Annotated in this window: 24 protein-coding genes; 14 read left to right on the forward strand and 10 right to left on the reverse strand. The window is 61.7% G+C overall.

Annotated features, from left to right (window positions below; all coding sequences use genetic code 11):
* Nucleotides 1-3: 3 nt before the first annotated feature.
* From X907_RS14715 to X907_RS01260, 3 genes are all read right to left on the reverse strand, one after another.
* The gene (locus X907_RS14715; RefSeq protein WP_127569228.1) at nt 4-225 is read right to left on the reverse strand and encodes a helix-turn-helix transcriptional regulator; all 222 of its coding nucleotides are present in this window, start codon (nt 223-225) and stop codon (nt 4-6) included.
* Nucleotides 226-312: 87 nt separating this feature from the next.
* Nucleotides 313-579: a hypothetical protein gene (locus tag X907_RS01255; RefSeq protein ID WP_127565252.1), complete on the reverse strand. Its 267-nt coding sequence runs from the start codon at nt 577-579 to the stop codon at nt 313-315.
* On the reverse strand, nt 576-1,898 hold the full coding sequence (locus X907_RS01260) for a tyrosine-type recombinase/integrase (RefSeq protein ID WP_127565253.1): 1,323 nt from the start codon (nt 1,896-1,898) through the stop codon (nt 576-578). The genes X907_RS01255 and X907_RS01260 overlap by 4 nt, the downstream gene beginning before the upstream one ends.
* A 413-nt stretch (nt 1,899-2,311) precedes the next feature.
* Here X907_RS01260 and X907_RS14720 point away from each other — a divergent pair, with 413 nt between their 5' ends.
* The 5 genes from X907_RS14720 (at nt 2,312) to X907_RS01285 (ending at nt 6,021) form a co-directional block, all read left to right on the forward strand.
* The gene (locus tag X907_RS14720) at nt 2,312-2,638 is read left to right on the forward strand and encodes a transposase (RefSeq protein ID WP_127565254.1); all 327 of its coding nucleotides are present in this window, start codon (nt 2,312-2,314) and stop codon (nt 2,636-2,638) included.
* Between the two features lie 79 nt (nt 2,639-2,717).
* On the forward strand, nt 2,718-3,149 hold the full coding sequence (locus tag X907_RS01270) for a hypothetical protein (RefSeq protein ID WP_127565255.1): 432 nt from the start codon (nt 2,718-2,720) through the stop codon (nt 3,147-3,149).
* Entirely contained in the window at nt 3,142-5,151 is a 2,010-nt protein-coding gene (locus X907_RS01275) for a tetratricopeptide repeat protein (protein ID WP_127565256.1), read from the forward strand. Before X907_RS01270 ends, X907_RS01275 begins: the two co-directional genes overlap by 8 nt.
* Nucleotides 5,141-5,584 carry a hypothetical protein gene (locus tag X907_RS01280; protein WP_127565257.1) on the forward strand — a complete coding sequence of 148 codons (444 nt, stop codon included), beginning with the start codon at nt 5,141-5,143 and terminating at the stop codon, nt 5,582-5,584. Before X907_RS01275 ends, X907_RS01280 begins: the two co-directional genes overlap by 11 nt.
* A 17-nt stretch (nt 5,585-5,601) precedes the next feature.
* Nucleotides 5,602-6,021, forward strand: a complete 420-nt coding sequence (locus tag X907_RS01285) for a helix-turn-helix domain-containing protein (RefSeq protein WP_127565258.1) — start codon at nt 5,602-5,604, stop codon at nt 6,019-6,021.
* 294 nt (nt 6,022-6,315) lie between these two features.
* Here X907_RS01285 and X907_RS01290 read toward each other — a convergent pair whose 3' ends face one another.
* Entirely contained in the window at nt 6,316-7,158 is an 843-nt protein-coding gene (locus X907_RS01290) for a LysR family transcriptional regulator (RefSeq protein WP_127565259.1), read from the reverse strand.
* A gap of 94 nt (nt 7,159-7,252) precedes the next feature.
* Between X907_RS01290 and X907_RS01295 the strand changes: the two genes are divergently transcribed.
* Nucleotides 7,253-8,233 (forward strand): aldo/keto reductase, encoded by a 981-nt coding sequence (locus tag X907_RS01295; protein ID WP_127565260.1) that lies wholly within the window; start codon nt 7,253-7,255, stop codon nt 8,231-8,233.
* Between the two features lie 217 nt (nt 8,234-8,450).
* On the opposite strand, the gene X907_RS01300 is transcribed toward X907_RS01295, so the two are convergent.
* The 4 genes from X907_RS01300 to X907_RS01315 form a co-directional block, all read right to left on the reverse strand.
* Complete coding sequence (locus X907_RS01300) at nt 8,451-9,191, reverse strand: proteasome-type protease (RefSeq protein WP_127565261.1); 741 nt, start codon at nt 9,189-9,191, stop codon at nt 8,451-8,453.
* A gap of 68 nt (nt 9,192-9,259) precedes the next feature.
* A complete protein-coding gene (locus X907_RS01305; protein ID WP_127565262.1) occupies nt 9,260-10,081 on the reverse strand; it encodes a transglutaminase family protein in 822 nt (273 codons plus the stop codon).
* Between the two features lie 12 nt (nt 10,082-10,093).
* Nucleotides 10,094-11,032 (reverse strand): alpha-E domain-containing protein, encoded by a 939-nt coding sequence (locus X907_RS01310; RefSeq protein ID WP_127565263.1) that lies wholly within the window; start codon nt 11,030-11,032, stop codon nt 10,094-10,096.
* Complete coding sequence (locus tag X907_RS01315) at nt 11,032-12,450, reverse strand: circularly permuted type 2 ATP-grasp protein (RefSeq protein ID WP_233352459.1); 1,419 nt, start codon at nt 12,448-12,450, stop codon at nt 11,032-11,034. The genes X907_RS01310 and X907_RS01315 overlap by 1 nt, the downstream gene beginning before the upstream one ends.
* Nucleotides 12,451-12,941: 491 nt before the next feature.
* Between X907_RS01315 and X907_RS01320 the strand changes: the two genes are divergently transcribed.
* The 3 genes from X907_RS01320 (at nt 12,942) to X907_RS01330 (ending at nt 17,446) form a co-directional block, all read left to right on the forward strand.
* Nucleotides 12,942-15,497, forward strand: a complete 2,556-nt coding sequence (locus tag X907_RS01320) for a TonB-dependent receptor (protein ID WP_127565264.1) — start codon at nt 12,942-12,944, stop codon at nt 15,495-15,497.
* 97 nt (nt 15,498-15,594) lie between these two features.
* The gene (locus tag X907_RS01325; protein WP_127565265.1) at nt 15,595-16,527 is read left to right on the forward strand and encodes a phosphodiester glycosidase family protein; all 933 of its coding nucleotides are present in this window, start codon (nt 15,595-15,597) and stop codon (nt 16,525-16,527) included.
* Between the two features lie 16 nt (nt 16,528-16,543).
* On the forward strand, nt 16,544-17,446 hold the full coding sequence (locus X907_RS01330; RefSeq protein ID WP_127565266.1) for a hypothetical protein: 903 nt from the start codon (nt 16,544-16,546) through the stop codon (nt 17,444-17,446).
* Nucleotides 17,447-17,726: 280 nt separating this feature from the next.
* On the opposite strand, the gene X907_RS01335 is transcribed toward X907_RS01330, so the two are convergent.
* Entirely contained in the window at nt 17,727-18,383 is a 657-nt protein-coding gene (locus X907_RS01335) for a helix-turn-helix domain-containing protein (RefSeq protein WP_127565267.1), read from the reverse strand.
* A gap of 291 nt (nt 18,384-18,674) precedes the next feature.
* Here X907_RS01335 and X907_RS01340 point away from each other — a divergent pair, with 291 nt between their 5' ends.
* The 5 genes from X907_RS01340 (at nt 18,675) to X907_RS01360 (ending at nt 26,335) form a co-directional block, all read left to right on the forward strand.
* Nucleotides 18,675-21,032 (forward strand): TonB-dependent receptor, encoded by a 2,358-nt coding sequence (locus X907_RS01340; protein WP_233352461.1) that lies wholly within the window; start codon nt 18,675-18,677, stop codon nt 21,030-21,032.
* Between the two features lie 130 nt (nt 21,033-21,162).
* Nucleotides 21,163-23,160 carry a serine hydrolase domain-containing protein gene (locus tag X907_RS01345; RefSeq protein ID WP_127565268.1) on the forward strand — a complete coding sequence of 666 codons (1,998 nt, stop codon included), beginning with the start codon at nt 21,163-21,165 and terminating at the stop codon, nt 23,158-23,160.
* A gap of 18 nt (nt 23,161-23,178) precedes the next feature.
* A complete protein-coding gene (locus X907_RS01350; protein WP_127565269.1) occupies nt 23,179-24,195 on the forward strand; it encodes a dipeptide epimerase in 1,017 nt (338 codons plus the stop codon).
* Nucleotides 24,195-25,235, forward strand: coding sequence for an N-acetyltransferase DgcN family protein (locus tag X907_RS01355; protein ID WP_127565270.1), 1,041 nt, complete (start codon nt 24,195-24,197; stop codon nt 25,233-25,235). The genes X907_RS01350 and X907_RS01355 overlap by 1 nt, the downstream gene beginning before the upstream one ends.
* Nucleotides 25,232-26,335 (forward strand): YkvI family membrane protein, encoded by a 1,104-nt coding sequence (locus X907_RS01360; protein ID WP_127565271.1) that lies wholly within the window; start codon nt 25,232-25,234, stop codon nt 26,333-26,335. The genes X907_RS01355 and X907_RS01360 overlap by 4 nt, the downstream gene beginning before the upstream one ends.
* On the opposite strand, the gene X907_RS01365 is transcribed toward X907_RS01360, so the two are convergent.
* A complete protein-coding gene (locus tag X907_RS01365; RefSeq protein ID WP_170175408.1) occupies nt 26,313-26,819 on the reverse strand; it encodes a hypothetical protein in 507 nt (168 codons plus the stop codon). The genes X907_RS01360 and X907_RS01365 overlap by 23 nt on opposite strands.
* Nucleotides 26,820-26,875: the final 56 nt, after the last annotated feature.

Here is a 26,875-nt window from a genome sequence, read left to right on the forward strand (position 1 = left end):
GGCTTACACCGGCATTGCGGCGCGGCGGGCCTCAAGGGACGCGACTAGCACCCTGATCTCATCATCGGACTTGCCAGAGATACGGGCGGCGTTGATGGCCGCGATTTCCTCTGACGGCCATGCCGACGCTGTGCCGATCTTGACCGGTTTAGGGAACGTGCCGCGCCGAATGTCCCTATAGATGGTTGGCCGGGCTAGGCCGCTAACGCGCCTCACCTCTGGCATTCGCAACAACTCGCTCACCTGAAGCCTCCTGTGTCTTGGTGTAGACGCAGAATTGGCCGACAAGATCAGGGGCGTCGTGGGGAATAATTATTCCATCAAAGCTTTGTCTAGTTCACTTTTAATTCGGTCGGTTATATCACGAAGTTTAATGTTCCGCATTTCTTTATCATAAGATTGATGTTGAACGCCGGCATATTCAGGCAGGTATGCTTTAGCAGCTTCGCGAGCGTTACGATACTTGCCAGCAATTACGTCTTGGGCTGCAAGAACGTCGAGTTGTTCAAGCCGGGCATCACGCGGACGCCCGCGATTGATCGGGGGGACGGGAACGCCATCTTCAATCACAAAGCTCATTGGCCAACCGCCTCGTTGATCGCAACGACATTGCCGGACGGCTTTTGTGGCTTCGCGCAATACGTTGTCCAATCCGCCATCAACCTTGCCCGCTTGGCCAGCAAATCCCCACGCTGATACGCGGCCTCTGCCTTGTCCTTCAGTTGGTGCGCCAGCGCGTGTTCAATGACTTCACGCGGGTATGACGTAGTTTCGCCAGCCCAATCGCGGAACGTCGAACGGAAGCCGTGTTGTGTGATGTCATCACGGCCCATGCGCTTGAGAACTGCCGTCAAGGCGCTATCCGTCAAGGCCCCGCCCCGGAGTGCCGGAAAGACGTAGGGCGAACCCTTCACGCGCTGAACACCCTCTAGGAGCCTCGCAGCGGCGTCAGACAGGGGAACGCGGTGTTCCTTGCCTGCCTTCATGCGTTCTGCCGGGATCACCCACAGGCGGGCCTTCAGGTCGATTTCCGCCCACGTCGCGGCCCGGACCTCGCCTGACCGGCTGGCGCACAAAATGGCGAACTCCAACGCCTTAGCCGCCATCCCGTCGCGCTTGCGAAGTTCAACGATGAACTTACCGACTTCAGCGTATGGCAAAGCGGCATGATGTTTGACCTTCTTCACCTTGCTAGGGGCAGGCAACAGCTTGTCCAGATGCCCACGCCAACGGGCAGGGTTCTCGCCTTCGCGGTATCCGCTGACGGTTGCCCAATCCAGAATGCTTTCAATCCGCCCACGCAACCGGCTGGCCGTTTCCGTCTTGGTTGACCAAATGGGGCGTAACACGTCCAGCACCATTGCCCGGTCCACCGACGCCACCGGCAACTTGCCGAACTTGGGAAATGCGTAGGCTTCAAGCGTGGCCAGCCATTGCTTGCCGTGTTTCTCGTTCTTCCATTCGGGCCGCTTGGTTTCAATGAAGGCTTCAGCGCATTCACGAAACGTCTTGGCCTTGGCGACTTCAAGAAGTTCAGCTTGGGCTTGAGCCTTCACCGCTTCTGTCTTGGCAACTGTGGGGGAAATGACGGTGCCGGTTTCCTGTGCCATCGCGCGCAACTCGCGAGCCTTCGCACGGGCTTCAGCCAATGACAGTCCGGGCAGCTTGGCGGCTTCAGCGTCAGTTGCGCCAGCCTTCGCGTTATACGGTCCAAGGCCAATATCGCGGCGTTTCTCGCCAACCTTGATCCGCAAGGCCCATGACTTCGTTCCGCCCTCAATGCGCAGATGCAGCCCGGCGCAATCGCTAGGGCCGACCATGACACGGCGGTTTTTCGAGCCTTCGGCCTTCAGCCGGTCAACGGCGGTTGCCGTCAGTTCTTTCGCGCGCTTGGGCATATCCGATCCTTGGCCAACAATCCGGCCAACATAAAAGCGTGGATCGGGGGAGCCGTCAAGAGTCACCCATAGACAGGCGGCTTAGCTAAAACATTGGTCTAGATGGAGTTTTGAAGCCTTCCATAGACACCCGTAGCCGCGATGGAGGCGGACTCCCTCTCCGCCATTTTTATATTAAAATCAATGCATTAAAATACTGACTGGCTCTCCGGACAGCATGGCGGTCATCATTGTGCCATGCGTAATTTTGTAGAATCGATCTCTGCTCGCTATCTCACAACTGCCCACCACGCTCACCGGTATAGGGGGCATAAGGTGATGCATACTAATGACCCGACTGAGATGCCTAATGACCTGCGCCCCGTTTGGCCCCGCATTTGAAATGGGAGTCTGCTCAACAAGGAGACGGACCCATGAGGAAGAGCAGGTTCAGCGAGGAACAGATCATCTCGATCGCGCGTGAGCAGGAGCAGGCAAGGCCGACGCCGGAGGTCTGCTGCGCGCACGGAATCAGCGCGAACACCTTCTATCGCTGGACGTCGAAATGCGGCGGGATGGAGGTGCCGGACGCTCGCCGGCTCAGGCAGTTCGAAAATGAGAGCGCTCGGCCGATGCTCGTACCTAGGGCCGTGCGAGCGGTGGAGCCTGGACTTCCTGGCGGATGTGTCCGACGCAGCGAGGCGCTGCTCAACGCTTTACCTCTGATGATTTTCGCGGCTCGATACCCGCATAGCGTGTAAAATGCGAGTTGAGGGTTGCGTGAAGAATAATTTACTACAAATGATTGATCTGCGCGGGGCAATTGTGCGGGGCGGGAGTTTGACCCAGAAGCATGTCGGGCCAAATGGCAAGTTTCGTCTGCCTACGTTCGGGGCAAGCGTACAGACCATCGTATCGCATCGCGGGCTTGCGGCTGAGCGGGAGCTGATCGAGTTTCTGGGGCTTGCCCGTCTCATGCAGATTTATGATGGCGTCGATCCGAGCTTTCCTGAAGCGGTAGAGATTGCGCGCATCCTGAGCGTGCCCATCACCTCTTTCGTGCCCATTGACCCCGGCTCGATGCGCGAGCTCGACATTGCCTATGCCGAGCTGCTCTACGCCGCCGCGCCACTGTCTCCTGGACAACGCGCTGCCCTGGCCGCTCATGTTACGGATCTGGCGGAGGATCTGCGTACAGGCAAGCCGGACCGAATGGCGTCGGCACAGGAGCAGTATGGCAACCATCTCAATGAAGGGGCGGGCCATGAGTAGTGCGCCAGCCATCGCGCTTATCTGCTCTGAAGTTGACCGTCCCCGGATCTGGGGGCTCGCGGCCTGGCTAATGCGCCAGGGCAGTCCCGTTGTCGTTGGCTGGAATGCCAGCACCGATCCCGTCCCGGGCTGGCTTGTCGTGTGCTACTCTGACGCAACCGTGGAAGATATCGAGGTAAGCCGCGTCGTTGCGGGCTTTCTTGGCCATGCGCCGCGCGAGCGCCTGCTGCGTGTGGAACTGGGGACCGATCCGGGCGGGAGTAACGGGCCAGTCTTGCCGCCCGTTCTGGCTTGTAACCGCGGACCGGAAGGTCTTCTGGTCCCCCAGCCGCCTCCTTTTCTGGCGGGGGCCTTGCGCCCTGCACGCGAGACGGCAGACATCGAGACCGTGGGCGCAAAGCTTCTGGAGGTGGCGGGTACCGGCAAAGCTCAGAGCCGGCGCGCGCTGTACCTGCGGACATCCTTTATCGCCCTGAACGCCGCCATTGCCATAAGCCTTGTGCTCGGCATTTTTACTGTCCAGCTAGGCAACGAGCTGGAGCGCAGCCGCACTGCTGAAGCCGAAGCAATCCGGTTCGCAGATGTCCAGCTGATCGAGATCGCAGGTTCCCTGCAAACCAGCGCCCGCCAGGGTGTGATGATTGCGGCTAGCGAGGCCGTCCTTGAGCGAGGACTTCCAGATAGACCTACCGACGAAGACATGGCCCGTCGTATCCGGCTGCTGACCTGGCTCGCAGAGGCGCGCGATCTGTCCGGCGATCCGTCAGGTGCGGCACAGGCCTATTCGACGGCGATGACCCTTGGTGATCAATGGCACGACACTCCGCCGGATTCGGCTGGCGTGCTGGCTCTGGCTGAACTGACCATGTCGGCGGGCATTTCGGCCTATCGTGCCGGTGATCTCGAGAGGGCACGCACGATGTTGGATACGAGCCGCCAACATGCCGACGCGCTCCTCGTGCTGGCGCCCGGTGACCGTGAAACCCGCCGGCGCGCCGCAAGTGCCTATGTCAACTCTGCCGTCATGGCCGTGGAGAGTGATGAGCCGGATCAGGCGCTCGAATACCTCCAGGCAGCGATCACGGGATTTGACGAGCTGCAGCGCGAGTACGGCGAGTATGCGGGCGATCTGGCCAATGCCCTTGGCTGGACAGCTGACGCGTTCCGGGCCAACGGCCAGCTGGGTGAGGCCGCTGATGCGCGCCGGCGCGAAGCGGAGGTATTCGCCGGTCAGCTCAGAAATGATCCGGACAACCATCTGACCGCCTTCCGGCTGGCCAGTGCGGCTCATGCTGAAGCCGCTCTGCGGGTCGATGCTGGCGAGACTGCAGGCGCCTCAGCAGCGCTCGAGCAGGCGGCCTCCATTCTGGAGGGCCTCGTGGCTCAGGACCCCGAAAATGCGCGTTATCTGCGCCTGCTTCTGAGCGTCCAGCGGGACCGGGCTGAACTGTCGCTCTTTGATACCGCCCTGATACGCGCCCAGTTGCTGATCGATCGAGCGCGGCGCCTGCGTGTGAGCCGGGATCCGCAGGGCGGTTATGATGGTCGTGTGCTCGAAAACGCGAGCTTTGACATCCTGAGTGGCCAGATCGCTCTTGCCGCAAACGCCTATGATGACGCAGCTGTCAGCGCGGCCAATGCGCTCGCCGGCCTGACACCGGAGCTGGAGTCTGGCCGTGCCAATGCCCGCCTGCTCGCCCTGAGGGCTCACCTGTTGCGCCATGACGCGTTTGTGGCACTTGGCAGGCCGGAAGCACCGCGTGTCCTGCGTGAAGCGCTGTCGCTGATCGAGGATATGGATTCGGTCCGCGATCTGCGAATGCGTGATCTGGCCTCGCGGGTCTACTGGCTTGCCGGTGAGCGCGATCAGGCATTGGCCCTTCGTACCGGGCTGGAAGAAGCAGGCTATGCACGGCCCGATTTTGTGTATTTCTGGGAACGTTCCGACGCTCCAGAGACAGTTTCGACATTGAACGCGGAAAGCACAGGAAATGGCGGCTAAAAACGACACTGAGATTTTTACCGGAGCGGGTCATCAAGGCCCCAACGTCCTGCACATACTGGTACGGGTGTTTCCGTATCAGGAAGTCGCTGGCGGTGCGGGGCAGACCGCCCATAAGGTCTATGTCGGTGCAGGCTCTGGTGATTTCCAGGCAACCTATCCCACGCGGTTTGTTTTTGCACTGGCCGATGAGGACTGGGAGTTTCACGAGTTCGAGCTGGACGGCAAGACCTGGCCGGGGCTCGCCATCTTCCCGCAATCGGATGATTTCGAGGTAAGCTTTGGAGATCCCGAACGCAGGAGCGTGGTGCTCGACGATGCGTGCGAGATCATGAAGTCATACCGCTATCAGATTGTTGTCCGGCACCGGCAGACCGGTGCGCTGGCAACCTGTGATCCGGCCATCGAGAACGGTGATCGGGAACGAGTCTAACAAGGGAGGCTCAGGCTATGGTAGATAAAGGCACTCCACGGTCACCCAACCCAATTGACCGGTATGTCGGCATACGCATCCGGCTGCGTCGCCGGGTCATGGGGATGTCCCAGCAGGCTCTGGCGGCCAAACTCGGTGTCACCTTCCAGCAGCTGCAGAAATACGAAAACGGGGTGAACCGTATCGGCGCAGGACGGCTCTACGAGCTGGCACGCGCGCTGGGCGTCCCGGTAGGCTATTTCTACGAGGATTTTGACCCGGCTGTTGACCCCTCGAAGCGTAGCGAAGAGGAAACACAAGCCATTTCAGTCTTCATCGGAAGCCGGGAAGGGGTGCAACTCGCCCAGGCCTTCAACCGCATCGACGACGCAAAGATCCGCCGCCACATCTTGCAACTGACCAACACACTCGGGTCTGATGACAGCCAAGACGCCTGAAACGGGGTGCCAGCGTTCTGTTTGGGTTGGCCTCCGTCATCTTGGCCGACCTGGAATTGAGTGATTTCCGAAACGCGCCTTTCCGGATTTAGTTTGGCGGCCTCATCCCCGCCATTCGCCGCCGATCACCGCATGCTGATCTGGGAGGTGGAGTTGGCTTGCCGTACATATCCTTGGCGTGCAACACGGTTTGCTGCTTGATCGTTTGGCGTTTGCCGCACATGACTTAAGAGAGAAGAAGCGCGGATCGCTCGCGCTTCACAGACAATGCCGCGCCGGGAGACGGCTGCAGTTTCAGCCTTTGCTGAAGGCGGCCACCAGCATATCGGCGACCGCTCGCACGGCGGGGGCGTGTTTCAGATCGGCGTGGATCACCATCCAGACCGACCGTGGCGCTGGTTGTTCGCCGCAGACACGGACGAGTTCCTTGCAAGGTTGCCCAATCACACAAGGCAGCAAGGCCACCCCAAGGCCTGCCCGGGCGGCGGCGAACTGGCTGTGAAAATCCCCGGTCAGCAGGTCGAGCGGGCGACTTCCGGCAAACTCTTCCAGCCAGCGTTGTTGGGGCACATGCGCCAGCGTTTCGTCAAAGGCGATGAACCGCCATTGCTGTGGAGGCAGTCTGGCAATGTCCGGCGCCGCATAGAGCGCGAATTCGACTGAACCGATCCGCCGGACGATGTTCTGCTTTCCTTGCGGCTCGACCATCCGGACCGCCAGATCGGCCTGGCCGCTGTCGAGAGAGGCGATGTGCGAATTGGCAGAAAGCACGATCTGCAAATCGGGATGATTGGCGCGCAGATCGCGCATGGCCGGGATGATGACCTCGCTGACCAGTGCGGGTGGCGCGGTCAACCGCACTCGGCCAGACAGCGTGCCCTGCGCGGCATGTGTCAGACGTTCGATCCGCTGCGCGCTTTGCTCCATGTCGCGGGCTATTGCGGCGATCTCCTTGGCCCTCTCGGTCAAAGGTGTGGACCGTGCGAGGCGCCGCACGAGCGTTTGACCCAGGCTCTCTTCAAGCGCCGAGATACGCCGAGACACCGTGGCGTGATTGACACCCAGTGCCCGCGCCGCGCCGGCCAGAGAGCCTTCGCGCTCCAGCACCGCCAGCACATGCAGATCATCCCAGTTCATCTGATAGATATTACACAGATAGCGTGCGAGATCATGCAGTTTTCATCAGGTGTCATGGCTGCGAAAAGAATTAATCAGAACAGGAGCACCGACAATGATCCCCACACTCCCGCTTGGAGCCGATGGCCCCCACCTGCCCGCGCTTGGTCTTGGGTGCATGGGCATGTCCGAATTTTACGGGGAGACCGACGATACCCAATCGCTCGCCGTTCTGGCCCGCGCCTATGAACTGGGCGTGCGGATGTTCGACACCGCGGATATGTATGGCAACGGCCATAATGAGAAACTGCTGGCGCGATTCCTGAACGAGGGCCGTCCAGACGCCTTGGTTGCCACCAAGTTCGGCATTCGCAAGGCGCCGGGCGAATATGCCCGCAGCATCGACAACAGCCCGGACTATATCCGGCAGGCCTGCGATGCCTCGCTGCGGCGTCTGGGCGTTGAACAGATCGGGCTCTATTATGTCCACCGGGCCGAAGCGGGACGCCCCATCGAGGAAACGGTGCAGGTGCTGGCCGATCTCGTGCAGGCGGGCAAGATTGCGCGGATCGGCCTCAGCGAAGTGTCCGCCGATACACTGCGCCGCGCCCATGCCGTGCATCCTGTTGCTGCCGTGCAGAGCGAATACTCGCTGACCACCCGTGATATGGAGGCAGAAGTTCTGCCTGCCTGCCGCGAGCTGGGCGTCGCCTTTGTCGCGTATAGCCCTTTGGGTCGCGGCCTGCTGTCGGGTGTTTTTGACCGCGACAGCCTTGCCGAGAACGATTTCCGCCGCAACGCCCCGCGCTTCGGCGATGAGGCGCTGGGGGCCAATAATGCGCGGCTCGACACCCTGCGTGCCATCGCCGACATGCGCGAGGCGGCACCGTCACAGGCCGCGCTCGCCTGGGTGCTTGCCAAGGGCGCGTTTGCGATCCCCGGTACCAAGCGTCTGGCGTATCTGGAACAGAACATCGCCGCCACCAGTCTCCGCCTGTCCGCCGATGACATCACCAGGCTCGACCGCGCCTATGCGCCGGGCAGTTTCACCGGCGAACGTTACACTGCCGAAGGTATGAAAGGGGTGAATGTATGAGTGCCCCGTCATCTCGCCTACACAGACAGGCTTGATCGGTGATCACGCGATGAAGCGGATGACTGCGCGGTTTCGCCGGCTTCATCCTTTTGCGCACTGATTGGTTTCGCGATGCGACAGAAACGCTTCCAAGGTCCGTAATCCGCCACGCGGAAGCTTATCCAGATTGCTCTCGCAACGCCCTCTTCGTCCTGAACCTGACTGAGGGCGCAAAGCGTCAGTCATCGGCCCAGGGCGGTGGCGGCATGGATCTGTGCGCTTTTGCAAGGGCATCAGACCATTGCGCCCCTAGTTCACGGAAATAGGGGTCGTCGGCCTCGATGCGCCTTTGTGTGCCGGCAAACCGGTCAGGCCGGATGGTGACCATGTCAAACGGCAGGCCGACGCCCAGATTGGAGCGCAGCGTCGAGTCAAAGGAGATCAGCCCCAGCTTGATCGCTTCGACAAGCGGTGTGTCGGTGCGCAGGGCGCGGTCCAGAATGGGCTTGCCGTACTTGAATTCACCGATCTGGAGATAGGGTGTGTCCGATCCGCACGCGATGGCATTGCCCTGGGGGTAGATCAGGTAAAGCCCAAGCGGCCCGCCCCTGATCTGGCCCCCCAGAAGGACGGTCGCGCCCATATCCACGGCTTCGGCCTCAAGCCCGGCCTCGAAATCGTTGCGGACGGTTTTGAGGGCATACCCGACGAGTTCCACCGCGCGTTCCAGCGTGGGAACGTTCAACAGAGTTTCAGGCTGATCGGACCCTGGCAGTTTGATGCCGCTTTTCAACCGGCTGAGCGCGGTTTGTGTCACAGAGAGATTGCCGGCCGTGGCGATGGCGATGACACGCTCGCCGGTCTGCTCGGTTACAAACAGCTTCTTGTAGGTGGAGACATTATCGACGCCCGCATTGGTGCGGGTATCGGCGATCATCGCCAGACCTTCTTTCAACAGCATGCCAACGCAATAGGTCATGGACGGGGCGCTCCCACGCCTGAATCATAATCCCACGTGATAGCTGATTCCGCGTCCATGCACGTGGTCTATTGCTGTCTTTGCCCGAGCGGCTGGCCGCGCACCTGCAGGCTTACCGTCAGGCGCTCGCCCTGCCCGCCATAGCTGGCACCGCGTACCGGCGCTGCGCCGAGATAGTCCAGCGCCGAGGCGACACGCACATAGTTCTCGTCGGGGCAGATACCGTTGGCCGCATCAAAGCCGACCCAGCCCAGCCCTTCCACCAGCGCTTCTGCCCAGGCGTGCGCTGCTTCCTGTTCGGCTTCGCCATCGGTCCGGCGAAGATGGCCGGAGACATAGCGGGCGGGCACGCCAAGCCATCGGGCTGCCGCCAGGAAGATGTGGGTGTGGTCCTGACACACGCCCCGGCCGAGCGCGAAAGCCTCCTGCGCGCTGTGGCTCACATCTGTGACGGCCGTGTCAAAGGCTATGCGCGTGTGGATAGCCGCCATCAGCGCATGCAGCATGTCGAGCTGGTCGCGGCCCGGCAGCTCGCTGGCAAAGCTGCGGATTGCATCATCGGCCTGAGTCAACGGTGTTGACCGCAGGAATACCAGAGGCGGCTGGCGCTCCGGCCAGCCATCCAGCATGCCGGCACTGGTGCTTGTTTCCACCTCTCCCGACACGGTGACCGAAAGGCTCTCTACCGGCCCGTCCGTGTAGAGCGCGTGCGTGATATTGCCGAAAGCATCCTCGCCCTGGCGGATACGCACGTCGGCATCGGCATTGATGCGCCAGCGGCGGACATGCTGGCTGGAGCAGGCGCGTGGTGTCTTGCGCAATACCTGGACCACGAAGCGTGGTGCGCGGTCATAGTGATAGCAGGTCGCGTAATCGACGCGGATCAGCATCCGGCGCGCTCCTCAGGTCAGGTATTGTTCTGTGATGGTCTGGCCCAGCTGGTTGTTTCCGGCCAGGAAGTCTTCGATGAATTCGTGCAATCCGGACTGGAAGATCGCATCAATGGACGCCTCCTCCAGCTTGCCGAGCCGTGCAGTGGCCAGACGCTGGGCGGGGCCGCGGCGGCCATAATCGGCTGCCAGCCGCTCAAGAGCGTCAACGATGGCGGCCTGACAGCTGGCCAGCGAGCGCGGCATCTGCCGGTTGAGAACCAGAAGATCGGCCACCAGCCACGGCTTCACACCGTCACGGTACACCCAGTTATAGGCGGTCAGTGCCGAGACCTGCCGAAGCAGCGTTGTCCATTGATAATAGTCCAGCTGCCCGCCGACCGGCTCGCCCTCTGGCAGGAGCAGGTGGTATTTGACATCCAGCAGGCGGGCTGTGTTGTCGGCCCGTTCCAGCGCCGCGCCCAGTCGCAGGAACCAGTAGGCATCATTGCGCAGCATGGAGCGGCTGGCCGCCCCCTCCACCGACTGGGTGACCGATTTCACCCAGCTCAGGAAATCGCCAAACTCCGCGCGGCTCGCAGGCTGGCCCTGATCTTCCAGCGCATTCCAGGCTCCGTTTATGGCTTCCCACAGCTCGATGGTCAGTGCAGTGCGCACGGCACGGGCATTGGTCCGCGCAGCGATGATGCAGTTGCTGATCGAGGACGGGTTGCCGGTACTGAATGCCAGAAACTCCCGTGCGGCCTGCTCGCTGACGCTGCGTCCGCTGGCGTCGAACAGCGCGCCGGCGCCAGATGAGTCCAGCGCGGTGCGCCAGGCCTGATCCGCGTTGCCCTCACGCGACGGGACCACGGCCAGACGCAAGGTGGCTTCCAGAATGCGTACAACGAAATCGGCACGCTCCACATAACGGCCAACCCAGAACAGATGATCTGCGCTGCGAGACAGCATTACGTGTCCAGCACCCAGGTATCCTTGGTGCCGCCTCCCTGACTTGAGTTGACCACCAATGACCCTTCCTTCAGCGCGACCCGCGTCAGGCCGCCTGGCGTAACCTGAACGCCGTTTGGTCCGGTCAGCACGAAGGGACGCAGATCGACATGGCGTCCGGCAAGGCCGGAGCCGCAAAGCGTGGGAGCCGTGGATAGTTGCAGGGTTGGCTGAGCGATGAAAGCAGCCGGGTCGGCCATCAGCTTGCGCCGGAACGCCTCGATCTCGGCGCGTGTGGCAGCCGGGCCGACCAGCATGCCATATCCACCAGACCCGCCGACTTCCTTGACCACCAGTTCGTCCAGCCGCGAGAGTACTTCCTTGAGCGCCTCCGGCTCACGGCAGCGCCATGTCGGCACGTTATGCAGGATGGGCTCCTCGCCGGTGAAGAAGCGGATGATTTCCGGCATGTAGGTGTAGACGGCCTTGTCGTCTGCGACCCCTGTTCCCACCGCGTTGGCGAGCGTCACATGGCCCGCCTGATAGGCCAGCATGAGCCCCGGCACGCCCAGCGCGCTGTCGGGATTGAAGGTCAGCGGATCCAGAAAGTCGTCATCGACCCGGCGGTAGATGACGTCCACCTTGCACGGGCCTTCCGTGGTGCGCATGAACACCTGGGCGTCGTCGACATAGAGATCTGAGCCCTCCACCAGCTCCACCCCCAGCTTGTCGGCCAGGAAAGAGTGCTCGTAATAGGCCGAATTGTAGGGGCCAGGCGTCAGTACAACCACGCAAGGTTCACGCTTCGCCCCGGAAGGCGCAGAGTCCTTGAGGGTCTGCAACAGCATGTCGGTATAGGTGTCGACGGGCCGGACGGGATATTCGCTGAACAGGTCGGGAAAAAGCCGCATCATCATCTCGCGGTTTTCCAGCATGTAAGACACACCCGAAGGGGTGCGCGCATTGTCCTCCAGCACATAGAACGCATCCTCGCCGGTGCGCACAAGATCAACCCCGGCGATATGGACCCAGATGTTCTGGGGCGGAGGCCGGCCCGACATTTCCGGGCGGAAATAGGGATTGGTCAGAACGATGTCGGCGGGGATTATCCCGGCGCGGATGCATTCCTGCGGCCCGTAAATATCGCTCAGGAAGAGGTTCAGAGCGCTCACGCGCTGCACCAGCCCGGCTTCCAGCAGCAACCATTCGCGCGCCGACAGGATGCGCGGGATGATGTCAAACGGGATCAACCGCTCGCTTGCGTTGGCTTCGCCATAGAGCGAGAACGTAATCCCCAGACGCCGGAAAAAGAATTCCGCCTGACGGGAGCGCGCTTCAAGAAGGCCGGGCGGAGATTCCTCAAGCCACTGGGCCAGTGCGCGATAGCTTTCGCGCACCTGGCGTGCTGCTTCTTGCCCGGCCATTTCGTCAAAGCTCATCGCGCGCCGCCTCCAGGGGATGAGTGTGACCGGCAATTCATCGCGGCCGCAACAAAAATGTTGCAGAGCAAAAAAGAGCCGGCCGCGAACCCAAATGGGCGTTGTGGGCGCCAGGCTGGGTTGCTGGCCGGCCAGATGTCCGCTGCCATGGCGGGGCGCCCCATGCTCCTGGAAATTCGTGTTTGCACGAGCTTCGGGCAAGGCTGCCCGTGCAGGGGGCGTGAGTTCACGGGGTCGTGACCGCGATCACTGCAATGGCTTGCCCGTCCCAGGCAGTGCAGGCCCGAGTGTGCCCGGCGAGATGAGCCCGAAAATTTCCATTTTTCTGTAATCGCTTAAGTGGCGTCATATAACTGTATTAAATATCTGTACGGATGAAATTTAAACAAAAGTGAGAAAAAACAGATATGTTATTTCATTAATTCTACATAGTTTTGTCGTGGCTCCTCGCCACCAATCTGGCCTCACATCTCTATTGAGCGGGGGCTCCCATGAACAGAAAGATTATCGCGTCCGGCGTCAGCTGCCTGGCCATCGCCGTATCGGCAGGTGCCTTGCCTGCCAGCGCTTTCGGCCAGGAATCTGCAGCCGAGTCACCTGAACGGATTGCGGTTGTTGGCTATCGGGCCCAGACCGAACAGGCGGTCGAACAGAAGCGCTCCAGCGAGCTGATCGCCGAGTTTCTGCTGAGTGACGATATCGGACAGCAGCCGGACTATAATATCGCCGACAGCTTCCGCCGGGTCCCAGGTGTGCAGACCATCTTCGACGAGGATGAGGGACGCTACGTTTCCATCAGGGGCCTCAATCCCGGCTATACGCTAGGCTCGCTCGACGGAGCGACGCTTGCCACGGCAGAGCGCTTCAACCGCCAGCTCAATCTGGAGGCGGTGCCCTCCACCGCGGTGCGCGGGCTGGAAGTGATCAAGTCACGCACGCCTGATGTCGACGGCAACGCTATTGGCGGCACGATCAATCTGATGACCCGCTCGGCCTTTGATGCTGACGGTCTTTACGCGGTCGGCAATTTCTTCGTCGGCACGTCGGACTCGCAGGACGTGCCCGGTGTGGGCTTTGGCCGCGACAGCGATGACGGGCTGAACTTCCGCCTGGACGGTACGGTGTCGAACGTGTTTGGCCGCAATGAGCAGTTCGGCGTTCTGTTCACCGGCTCCTACAGCCGCAAACGCCGTGACCAGGAACGCCTCCTGCCGCAGATCGTGCCGGTCGATACCGGCTCCGTCCCCAATGCGCCGACGGGTCCTACCGACCTTCTCTGGTCCAATTACCCCAACACGGTGAACCGTTATGGCGGCACGCTGAAGCTCGAATACCGGCCGAGCATGGACTTCCAGGCTGCCGTCACGACAACCTATTTCATCCAGGAAGACCGTGAGCTGCGCCATTCCCACCGCCTGCGTAACGGTACGGGTTCGGCGGGCACGTTCGTGCGGTTCAATGACTTCTTCATCGACAAGCCGCTTTTCGTGTTCCAGACCGATTTTGCGTGGACGCCGGACGGCCCGCACAGGGTTTCAGGGCGGGCATCCTATTCCGAAGCCACCTTCTATGAGCCGTCCTTCCAGCCTGTCTTCACCCTGACCGGCCCCGCGCTGAACTTTGATGTCAGCCTGCAGAATGGTATCGCGGTTGCGTCCAATCTCGACCCGCGTGTCAGCGATGCCACCCAGTACGCGCTGACGGGCTTTGAGAACTATCTTGATGACTCAGACGATTACGTCACCGAGTTCCAGCTCGATTACGGCTTCAACTCACAGCGCGGCGATGAAGGCTGGGGCTTTGGCACCGGCATCAAGCACCGCAACATGGTGCGTGACACTGACCGCGATGCGAACGTCTATCTTCCTGCTCCCGGCGTCGATCTGCGTCTGAGCCAGTTCGAGCAGGTAGAGAATTACACCCCTATCTACGCCAACTTCCAGCAGCTCTTCGTCGATTTCCAGAGCTTCCTGGAATACTTCAACGCCAACCCGAACGATTTCGTGCTCGACGAGCTGAACACCGGGCGCCGCACCATCGGCAACGACTCGCGGGTTGAAGAGAACATCACGGCTGTCTATGCGCTGGCACGCCATGCCGGCCCGCGCCATAGCCTGATTTTCGGTGGCCGCTATGAGCATACCGAAACCACGTCAGACTTCTTCACCCGTACCACCGCGGGTGGTGTGGACACCTTCACGCCCGTCACGCGTTCGGGCAGTTATGACAACTTCCTGCCATCGGTGACGTTTGGCTATGAGCTGTTTGACGGGATGCGCCTGCGGCTGGCCTATGCCGAGGCTCTGGGCCGTCCCAATCCGTCCCAGCTTGCTGGCGGCGAGGTTCAAAACCAGGACGGCTCAATCTCACGGCCCAACCCCGAACTCGAAGCGCGTTATGGCCGCAGCTATGACGCGGCCTTGGAATATTATTTCCCTGACAATCTCGGCCTGTTCGCGGTCAGCCTGTTCCACAAGGAGATCGAGAACGAGATATTCTCGATCCGTGAGCTGGAAGATGTGAACGGCGTGATGACCGAGGTGACGACGCCGCGCAATGTGGAAGATGCGACCATTACGGGCCTGGAGCTCAACCTGATCGTGTCACGCATGCCCTTCCTGCCCGGCCGGCTGGAGAATTTCGGCATGTCTTCCAACCTGACATTCCTGCAGGGCCGTACCGCCATCCAGACGACCGGCGTGCGCCGCCGGCTGGACTCCCTGCCCGGTCAGGCCGACTTCCTTGCCAATTTCGCGGTCTTCTACGAGGAAGGTCCGTTCCGGGCGCGGGTATCTTACGCCCATACCGGGTCGCACTTGACCTCTGTCAACCCGACCAACCCGGCAGCGGACCGCACCGAGCGTCCCTACAACTCGGTCGATGCGCAGGCGCGCTATGCCTTCTCTGACCGGATCGAGTTCATCACCGAGGTACGCAACCTCACCGATGAGCGCCGCCTGAACTATACCGGCCCGGACCAGAACATCGCACGCGATGTGAACTTCTTTGGCCGTCAGTTCTGGGTTGGTGCTGCCCTGCGCTACTAGGTCCCTCACCCAGGCGCGCCCGGAAATACCGAGGGGTTTTCCGGGCGCGCAAGCCCTGCCGCAACAGACACCCTCCCTATGAGAACTGGATACTGCCATGCTGCGATCATTACTTGCTCCATGCCTGCTTTCCCTCGTCCTGACGGCGGCTGCCCATGCTCAAGGGGCGCTGGTCAGCGCAGACCAGTGCGCCCAGCAGCGTCTGGAGCGCTGTCAGCTTGCCGAGGGGCTGGAATATCACCGTATTGAGAGCTCTGATCCCGCAGAGCGGGTCGTTCACGTGCTTGTCGCCGATATGAGCCATCCCGGCCTGAGCGTAGGCTTGACCGAGCCGGACCCGTCAGCGGGCCTGCAATACCGGGCGATGCGCCTGAGTACCTTCCTTGAGCGCACCGGGGCGCTGGCCGCGATCAATGCCAGCTATTTCCTGCCCTTTGCTGGCGGCAGTGACGGCGGGGATGACTACATCCCGCAGGAGTTCGCCGCCGCTGAAGTGTCCGGCGCGGTCTATGTGGACGGTGAAACCGTGTCCCCGGTCGACTGGGAGACCGACCGGCGTGTCGAAGCCATTATCTGCTTTGAGCCTGGTCACGCGGTACTTGTCGCCGGCCAGATCTGCCCGGACGGCTTTGCCAGCGGCCTGTCATCAGGCCCGCACCTGATCGAGAACGGCGAGGCCAAGACGCCTCGGCAGCGTCCCGGCCAGCCAGAAGCCGATCCCGCCGTGCCCGGTCCTGGTGGTCCGCGCACCGCCATTGGCCTCGCTGATAACGGTACCCGTCTCATCATGGTGGTCGCAGACGGGCGCCAGCCGGGATACTCGCAAGGCATGAACCATGCCGCGCTCATCGAGCTGTTCCAGGCTTATGGCGCCCATGACGCGATGAGCCTTGATGGCGGTGGCTCCTCCACCATGGGCGTGCGCGGAGAGACAGGCCCAGTGATCATGAACCGGCCGATCCACACCCGCGTACCGGGCCGGGAGCGCCCGCTCGGCAACCACATCGCGATCTTCGCGGTGAGCGAATAGGGGCATGAGGAAAGACATGATGTCCATCCGTACCTGCACCGCCGCGCTTGCGTGCATTCTGGCCAGCGCCGGCGCGGTCTCCGCCCAGCAGGCACAAGGCTGGCGCTCGATCATTCCCGAGTACGAGCCGGTGGAAGTCCGGCAACTCAGTGCCGAACTCCAGCGCGTCTATGAGGCGCCTGAGGCCCGGCAGGGTGTGGCCATTGAGGGCGATCATTTCTACGCTGTGGTGAACACCGTAATCGCCAGATACGAGGTGGAGAGCGGGGAGCTGGTCACGCGCTGGATCGGTCCGCGCGGCGGGCTGATCCGCCATCTCAATTCCTGCTATGCGGAAAATGCACGCCTGATCTGCGCCAATTCCAACTTCCCCGAACTGCCGCAGGCCAGCTCGGTGGAGATTTACGACGCCGAGACCCTCGAACACCTCGAAACCCATAGCCTGGGTGTGATGGATGAGGGTTCGTTTGTCTGGTTTGAAGCCTATGGCGAGGGCTGGATCGCCGGTTTCGCCCATTATGACGGCGTGGGCGGGGTGGGTTTCAAGGACTCCACCCATTCCGGCATCGTTACCTTCGACCGCAACTGGCGGCGCACCGGCGGCTGGCTGATCCCGCAAAGTGTGCAGGAGCGCATGAGCCCGCATGCCGCGTCTGGCGGCTCCATCGGTGATGATGGCCTGCTCTACCTGTTCGGTCACTCGGCGCCGGAAATGTACGTGCTGGCACGCCCGTCCATGGGCCCGGCGCTCATTCACGTCGCAACCATCGATATTGACGCCGCCGGGCAGGCCTTCGCCTTTGACCGCGCGAACCCGGGCATTCTCTACGCGATTGACCGGCCCACGGGCACGGTGCGCCGCTTCCGCATGCCGGAGATCATCGCCGACCATGCTGATGTGCGCCGCTTTGAGCGGTGAGTGCGTCGAGATGCCTTAAACAGGCTTCGCTCTCGAAGGTGAATTGACCGCCCAAGGCCTTTGCAGGCCACGTTCTGTGACGCCGGATTGAGCGAAGCGCGAAACTCGCGCTTTCGGTTTTGAGTCTGGTGGTGCCAGACCGGCCGTGCGCTATCCGCCCGCCCTGACGGGCCGCTATTCCGGCAGGATGATACGCACGCCTTCGGCAAAGGCAGTGCCTTTACTGCGAATAGTTCGCAATTTTTACATGGCAGCAAAGGCGGGCAAGAGGTATCAGGCGCTATCCTGTGGCGTCGCGCTTCTCGCCGATATGGACCAGGCTCTCCATATCTATGCGCTCATCACCGCCGCATACGCCGATAACCAGGGCCTCGTCACACCCTTCGCCGGCCAGGTAGGCGTGGCCCATAGAGCTGTCGAGATAGAAGGATTCCCATTTCTCCAGCACGACCGGGTCGTAGAACTCGGTATGCACCTCGACGCGGCCTTCGAGCACGAAGATGAACTCTTCCCCGCCATGGCGTATCAGATCCCCGAACTCCTCGACCGAGCGGGCGCGCACCTTCGTGAAAATGGGGATCATGCTCTTCTTGCGCAGTTCGGTGCACAGATAGAAATAATCATAATTGTCCGTCTCGACGCGCATGCCGGTATCCAGGGTGCCCTTGGCGCGCAGCCCCGTCACCGGACCGGAGGCGGGTGCGCTGTCCTGCGCGGGCACGCTGAACAGGTCTGACAGCGGGATGTTCAGCCGCTGGCTGAGCTGCAAGAGCTTGTCATAGGTCAGGGTCAGCCGGTCATGCTCGATCTTGGACAGGGTTGAGAGCGGAATGCCGGAGCGCTCGCTCATCTCCTTCAGGGTCCAGCCATTACGCTGCCGTATGGCGCGCACGACCTGACCGAGTGTCGTGTGGGTGTCGGCGGCGGAATTGTTCATTGCAGGCCCCTGATTCATCTGATTCTCAAAATAACCAGAACCGACCCGTTCGGAAAACCGATTTCCATCCGGGACTTGCAAATCTCCGGTCAAACTCGCTGTCCCACCCACCGGTAACCCTGACAGGGCAAGGTGATCACCCCGCGCGAGACAGAATTATCCTGATTAGAAAATTTTGTTGACAATTCTCTTATTGGGATCGACTTTCGGTTCACAGGCCTGATCTGATTGCCGCAACCAGTCTGTCAGGGCGCAACCATGAACGCAAAGTTCAGGAGGGGAGACTACATCATGATCAGGCATTCACTACGCGCGGGGCTTCTGGGCACGGCCGCCACGGCCATGTGCGCACCGGCACTCGCTTTTCAGGACGCGCCCGACGAAGAGGCCGTTGCCACCTCGCAGGCGCGCGAGGTCATCACTGTCACCGCGCGTTTCCGCGAGGAGTCGGTCCAGAACATCGGTGCCAGTATTGCCGGCCTATCGGAAACGCAGATCCGCGAGCAGGGCATCTATGACATCGAGGATCTGGCGCGAACCGTCGCCGGTCTGGAAAATGTCCGGTCGCGCCCGAACGCCAACAATATCGCCATTCGCGGCGTGCGTACGGCGGGCAGCGGCTATGAAACCAGCTCAGTGTTCAGCGTCTTCCTGGACGATGTGTCGGTGACCGGCGCGGGCAGCATCCGCGATTTCAGCTCTGTTGACCTCAATCGTATCGAGGTTATCCGCGGGCCTCAGCCCACCCTGTTTGGTGAAGGCGCTGTTGGCGGCGTGATCCGCTATTTTACCAACGACCCTGATCTGGACGGCCCGACCTTTGAGGGTGTGGCGTCAGGGCGCTACGAGACGATCACCGATGGCGGCTTTGCACACAGCGTGGACAATGCACTGTCGGTAATCCTTGTTCCCGGGCGTCTGGGCATCCGCGTTTCGGGCTTCCACCGTCAGGATGACGGGTTCATCGACAATCCCAGCGAAGGCTCTGACGTCAACGACTTCCAATCCTATGGCGGACGTGCGGTTTTGCTGGCGCGCTTTTCGGACGATCTCGAGCTCCGGCTCTCCGCGTTCGTGACGCGCGACGAGGCAGGTGAAGCAACGCAGGTGGATCCGGGGTCTGACCCCCGCGACCTGACATATTCCGCTTCGCCGCTCTCTGGCACCTATATCGATGATTTCGATCTTTACTCGGCTCGGGTTTCCTATAGCGGGCTGGACTGGCTCGATATCACCTCGATCACCGGCTATTATAACAGGCGCACCAGTTCCGCGCTGTTTAGCGCCGGCAATTCCTTTGGTCTCGCCCCGTTCTTCCCGACCGTCGATACGACTACCTACAATACGGGTTCGGGTAACACCCGGCAGTGGTCGCAGGAATTCCGGTTCGTCTCCAATCTTGACGGCCCGCTCAACTTCACATCGGGCCTCTACTACCGCGACCGTGAGAGCAGCAGCGGCCAGTTTTTGACCTGTGTGGGGTGCGCGGCCGTGACCACGCCCCAGAGCGAGAGCCTGGCAAGCCGCCTCTCGACAACCCACACCGAGCAGTATTCGGCGTTCGTGGAACTGACCTACGAGTTGACGGACCGGCTGCGCCTTATCGGTGGCGTGCGCTATGTGAACGACACCGTCACGAGTGCCTTGCAGCTGGATAACACGGTGAACCTAGTTCCGCAGTTTGACGGCAGCGGCAACCTGATCCCGTGGACCCAAGCCAATCCGATCGGTTTTGTCAGCACGCTGGACGTCCTCAGGGGCGCGGGCGTTGGCACGGAGTTCCGTTTTGATCTGGAAGAATTCCTGCCGCGCGTCGGGATAGAGTTCGATCTGTCCGATTCCATCCTGCTTTATGCGAACTATGCTCGCGGCGTACGTAATGGCGGCATCGGCAATGCGCTGGCGGCGCTGGGCGCGTCCGGCGGCAATCAGGATGTTTTCCTGGCCAACCTGTCCTTTGACGCCGACGAGGTGATCTCCATCGATGGCGGTGTGAAGGCGTCCTGGTTCGGCGGCAATCTCGTCACCAATCTGGGTGTGTTCCACACCACCTATAACGACACCCAGATCCAGGTGAACACGCCGGCGAACAACACCGTGAACGGTCCGCAGCAGACCATTCTCGGGCTGGAGTTTGAAACCACCCTCCAGGTCAATAGCGACCTTTCCACCTTCTTCAACGCGTCAGTTATTGATGCGGAATTCCAGGAAGGCATGCTCATCACCTCTGCGCCGGGCGGGGTAGTCGGGCCGTTTGATCTGCGCAAAGGCAACAGCCCGTCCAACATTCCGGGGCTCACCCTGACGGCCGGCTATTCCTACTCGCGCCCGGTTGGCGGGGGAGAGTGGTCGTTCAACTCGAGCGGCTCCTTCCAGTTCATCGATGAGCGCTATTCCAACGTTCAGAACTATCGGTCAGCCCGGCTGAACACGCTCGAATACCTCAATTTGCGTGCCGGCTTCTCGAACGATGTCTGGTCGATTGATCTGTATGGTGCGAACCTGCTGAACGATGTCGAAGCAATCAGCATCGGCTCAAACGCCCTCCAGCAATTCATCACGCCTGAAGGCGAGCTGGATGCGCCGATCATTGCAACGAGTGTCAACCGGCCCCGCAGCGTCGGCATAAGCGTACGCCTTCGCTACTAGGCCTCGTGCATGTTCCGGTGTGCGGCGGAAGGCTCCGGCCTTCCGCCGCCACTGGCCGGCAGCCTGCGTTAACGCAACGATACCCGAAGCGGCCAACAGCGGCCGGAACTGGGACAGGGAAGGAAAAGTGATGGTAAGGCACTGGATGCGGGGCGCGCTTGGCGCCCTGCTGGCGGGGTTCACCCTGTCGGCAGCCACAGCTCAGGTACCCGATCAGCCTGAGGCTGAAGGTGAGGTGTTGCAATTGCCGGTGCCCGAGGCGCCGCCGGAGGCAACTGCCACCGCATCCGGCCCTGTCGACCCGGCTGACCTTGAAAGCTGGCTTGACGGCTTCATGCCCTACGCGCTGGCCCAAGGCGACATTGCCGGCGCCATCGTAACGGTGGTGGCAGACGGTGAAATCCTGCACTCGCGCGGCTATGGCTATGCCGATGTGGAAACCCGCACCGCGATTGATCCTGAAACAACGCTCTTCCGCCCCGGCTCGATCTCCAAACTCGTCACCTGGACGGCTGTCATGCAGCTCGTCGAGCAGGGGCTGATCGATCTGGATGCTGACATCAACACCTATCTCGATTTCGAGGTCACGGGTGTCGAGCGCCCGATCACCATGCGTCATCTGCTTACCCATACACCGGGCTGGGGTGAACAGGTGCGTGCCCTCATCATGGATGACCCGGAGCGGCTGCAACCGCTGGACGAATATGTCCGCAACAACATCCCGGCTGCGGTCTACCCGGCCGGTGAGGTGCCTGCGTACTCCAATTACGGCACGGCGCTGGCCGGTCATGTCGTGGCAGAGGTATCAGGCCAGTCATTCGACGATTATGTCGACGAGCACATCTTTGCGGCGCTCGGCATGGAGTATTCCTCCATGCGTCAGCCTCTGCCCGAACACCTGCAAGGCCTGATGTCCTCGGGCTATATGCGCGGTTCGGATGGCGAAGGACGTGCTTTCGAGATCGTGACGGCTGCCCCGGCGGGCTCCATGTCGGCCAGTGGCAATGACATGGCCCGCTTCATGATCGCCCACCTCAATCGCGGCGAAGGGTTGCTGTCACCGGAAACGACTGAGCAGATGCACACCACGGCCGACCGCAAACTCACCGGCGTCAATGCCATGCTGCTCGGCTTTTACGAGCAGAACCGCAATGGTCACCGCATTATCGGCCATGGCGGCGACACCACGCTGTTCCATTCCAACCTGCACCTGTATCTCGACCATGGCGTCGGCCTGTTCATTTCGATGAACAGCACCGGGCGTAGTGGTGCCACGGGGCGTGTCCGCCAGGCACTGTTTGAAGGCTTCACGGACCGCTACTTCCCGGCTGAAGCTGGCGAAGACCTGCCGACGCTGGACACGGCCGAAGAGCATGGCCGCATGCTGGTTGGCAATTATGTGATCTCCCGGCGTGCCCACCAGAATTTTGTTGCGGCGACGGCTCTGCTGACCCAGCCCAGCGTGACCATGAATGCCGACAATGAAATCAGCCTGTCCATCCTGACCGATGCGTCGGGCACGCCGTTGCGTTTCCGCGAGGTGGAGCCCTTCGTCTGGCAGCAGGTGAACGGGGTCGAGCGCCTGTCTGCCCGGATTAACGAGAATGGCGAGGTGGAGATGTTCTCCGCTGCCTTCTTCGCGCCCTTCATGATGTTCACGCCGGTCGAGTGGTGGCGCAATGGCGCGCTTCTCATGCCGCTGGCGGGCATTGCCGCCGCCGCGCTTCTGCTGACCGTACTGTTCTGGCCGGTCCGTGCTATCGTCCGCTGGCGGTTCAGGACGCGCTTTGCGCTCACTGGCCGTCAGGCAATGGCCTACCGGCTCTCGAACATCGGTGCCTTGCTGCCTCTGGTTTATGCCGCTGGCTGGCTGCTCCTCATCACACACCTGATGGGTGAGCTGAACAGGCTTGATGGGCGCATGGATGGCATGATCGTCTTCATGCAGTTCTTGTCTGTCCTGCCGGTACTAGCCCTGCTGATCGCTATCTGGAACGCCTTCGTCGTATGGACGGGCGGTGCAAGCTGGTTTGCCCGGCTCTGGAGCCTTGTGCTCGTTGCGTCCACGCTGGTGCTGATCTGGTTCGTGATAGCCGCCGGCTTCTTCAATTTCGGTCTGACCTACTAGGAAGGGGCACTGCACATCATGTCCGTTGCCAAGCCGCTATCCCTATCGGTCCGGATTGATCCGGTCCGCCTGAAAACACCGTTCCGTATCACGGGCCATGTGATGGACAAGGTCGATCTGGTGGTCTGTACGCTGGCGCGTGCCGGTCATCAGGGTCGCGGCGAGGCGACAGGCGTCTATTATCACGCCGAGACCGGCGCCAGCATGCTGGCGCAGATCGAGGCCGTCCGGGGTCGTATTGAGGCGGGCATTACCCGCGAGGCGCTGCAGACGTTGCTGCCCGCTGGCGGGGCCCGTAACGCGGTAGATTGCGCGCTCTGGGATCTGGAGTGTGCCGAGTCCGGGGAAGCGGCGTGGAAACGGGCTGGCCTGCCCGCGCCGTCCAACCTGCTCACCACCTTCACTCTGGGCGCCGACAGCCCTGAGGTGATGGGTGCCAGGGCGGCGGGGCTGACATATGCAAAGGCCCTCAAGCTCAAGCTCATCGGGGATGGACTCGATGCTGAGCGCGTTCGGGCCGTGCGGGCAGCAGCGCCCGATGTCTGGATCGGTGTGGACGCCAACCAGGCGTTTGACCGCGCAGGCACGGAAGCCTTGATGCCGGTTCTGGTCGAGGAGAAGGTAAGCCTTCTGGAGCAACCCTGTGCGATCGGCGCTGATGACAGCCTGATCGGGCTGAACTCGCCCATCCCGCTGGCGGCAGACGAAAGCGCGCAGACCAGCGCCGACATCGCCCGGCTCGCGCCCATCTACGACATTATCAATATCAAACTCGACAAGTCCGGCGGTCTCACCGAAGGGCTGAAAATGGCGCATCTCGCGCGCGAGCACGGGATGGGTGTCATGGTCGGCAACATGGTCGGCACCTCGCTCTCGTGCGGCCCGGCGGCCATTGTCGGACAACTCTGCGATGTGGTGGACCTTGATGGTCCCTGGCATCTGTCGGCCGACCGGGACCCGGCGGCTGTTTACGAGAATGGCTATCTCTTGTGCCCGCCTCGCGGCTGGGGTCTGCCGGAAAGGAAAGCGGCCTGATGAGTGTTCTGTCCCTTCCGCGGCCCTATCTGCTGTTTCTGGGCGACGTGACCGACCTGTCCTACGCCAAGACGGCGGCGGGTCTGCGTGACTGGGTGCCAGACCAGTGCGTCGCCGAATGGGCGCTGCCGGGCAATCCGCTGCGTCTGGGCCTGCCCGTCATGAACCCGGCGGAGGCTGCGAGGGCGGGTGCGCGCGCGCTGGTAATCGGCGCAGCGACCATGGGCGGCGCCTTGCGTCCGGCCTGGGTGCCGGCCCTTCTGGAGGCCATGGAAGCCGGTCTCGACATCATTTCCGGCATGCACATGCCGCTGGCCAGCATTCCGGATCTTAAAAGCGCCGCCGAGCGGCTTGGACGCCAGCTCATTGATGTCCGGCGCCCGCCGGCTGACCTCCCGCTTGGCACGGGCCGCAAACGCACCGGCAAGCGGCTGCTGACCGTCGGTACCGATTGCGCGCTGGGCAAGAAATACACCGCTCTGGCCTTGGCCCAGGCGTTCACGCGCGCCGGAGCCAAGGCAACCTTCCGCGCCACCGGCCAGACCGGCATACTCATCGCGGGCGGCGGTGTACCGATGGACGCGGTGGTCAGCGATTTTCTGGCGGGTGCTGCCGAGGCTCTGTCTCCCGATGCGCCAGCCGACCACTGGGACATTGTCGAAGGGCAGGGTTCGCTCTTTCACCCCTCCTACGCAGGCGTTTCGCTGGGCCTCCTGCACGGCAGCCAGCCCGATGTGCTGGTGATCTGCCATGAGTTTGGCCGCAAACGGATTATCGGTCTCGACGCGCACTACCCCATTCCCTCCATCGAGGAGGTTATCGAGCTCAACCTGATGCATGCGCGCCGGGTGAACCCCGATGTGCGGGTGGGCGGGATCAGCCTGAACACCTCCAAGCTGTCAGAAGACGAGGCACGGCGCGCCATCGAGACTGAAAGCCGCCGGACCGGCCTGCCATGCGCCGATCCGATCCGCGGCGGCGCAGCGTTCGACCGGCTTGTGGAGGCTTGCCTGGAACCCGAAGCCGCCCTCGCCCAATGAGCGCGGCGCCCAGCCTCTTTCAGCGCCTGATCTTGCCGGGTCTTGCCTTCAAGGCAGTGGTGATCGGCGGAGGCTATGCCACGGGGCGCGAACTGGTTGAGTATTTCATGCCGTCCGGCCCGGTGGGCGGATTGCTGGGGCTGGCGCTGGTCACCGCATTGTGGAGCGGTATCTGCGCCCTGACCTTCGTGTTCGCGCATGCCACGCGCAGCGGGAACTATCTGACCTTCTTCAAGGCGCTGCTGGGGCCGTTCTGGCCGCTCTTCGAGATCGCCTATCTGCTCTTTCTGTTCCTGATCCTCGCCGTGTTCGGCGCGGCAGCAGGCGAAATCGGCGCAGCGCTGTTCGGCTTGCCCAACCTTGTCGGATCGGTGGCGCTCGCGCTCTCCATCCTGGTCTTTACGGCCCTCGGCCAGGAGAGCGTTGAGCGGCTTTTCAAATACGCCTCGCTCTTCCTCTACCTGGTCTATCTCGTCTTCGTGGTGATGTGCTTCACCCAATTTGGCGGGGACATTCTCGCTGGCCTTGATGCCGGTATTCCGGCCACGGGCTGGGTGTCCGGCGGCATCACCTATGCGGGCTATAACGTGATCGGTGCGGTGGTGATCCTGCCCATGCTGCGCCATCTGACCAGCCGCAAGGACGCCGTGATTGCCGGCACGCTGGCCGGACCGCTGGCCGCGCTTCCGGCCATTCTCTTCTTTGCCTGCATGATCGCCTTCTATCCGGAGATTTCGCAAGCGGCCCTGCCGTCAAACTATATCCTCGAACGTCTCGGCTCGCCGGTCTTCCAGATGGCGTTCCAGTTCATGGTCTTTGTGGCCCTGGTGGAAACCAGCGTCAGCGCGGTCCACGCTGTCAATGAACGTATCTCGGCGGTGCGGCCACGCCCCATCGGGATACGTACCCGTCTTGCATTCACTGGGGCGCTGCTGCTCGCCGCCATGGTGGTCGCGGACCGGTTCGGCCTCATCGCCCTGATCGCCAATGGCTATCGCATGCTGGCTTTTGCGATCATCGCCGTCTTCGTCCTGCCGCTCCTGACGCTCGGCGTCTGGAAGCTGATGAGGACAGGCTCTACTGGCGCACCCAGTTCATAGGACGGCCTTCGCATCCAGTGGCGTGGAACTCGGCGACATTGTTCTCCATGTTCCGTTCAAGGCGGCTCAGATCATTGCGCGCTTGAGAAATCTCTGCCTGCAGGGTGCTTCTGCGGCGTTCAGCTTGAGCCAGTCTGCTCCGTGCATTGTCAAGCTGGCTGGCCAACGCAGCCGCTCCTGCTCCCGGCACCTCCTGAAGCACACCAACCAGCCGGCCTGGCCGGCGCGGCGGCACAGGGCCGTGGGGCAGAACCGATAATGTCTCCAGCCTGCGAACCTCGGCGCGTAGTGCCGGTATCTCGGCTTCAATGGCGACGAGAGACTGCTCAGCTCTCCTCCAGTCCCGGCCCGCTTGTGCTTGCTGGGCGCTATCGAGCTGGATATTGCGCTTTATCCGTTCGCAGACTGGCGGTTCGGGTTGAGCTTGTTTCGGGTTCTTGGATACAGGCTTCATATTGCGGGCCTCGACGATTAGGCTGTGCATTATAGAGCCGTCGCGGGAGGGGGCGGATTAGTTCCGTATGTGCTCTTTCGATTGAA

The organism is Glycocaulis alkaliphilus (assembly GCF_004000605.1).
GTDB classification, from domain to species: Bacteria; Pseudomonadota; Alphaproteobacteria; order Caulobacterales; family Maricaulaceae; genus Glycocaulis; species Glycocaulis alkaliphilus.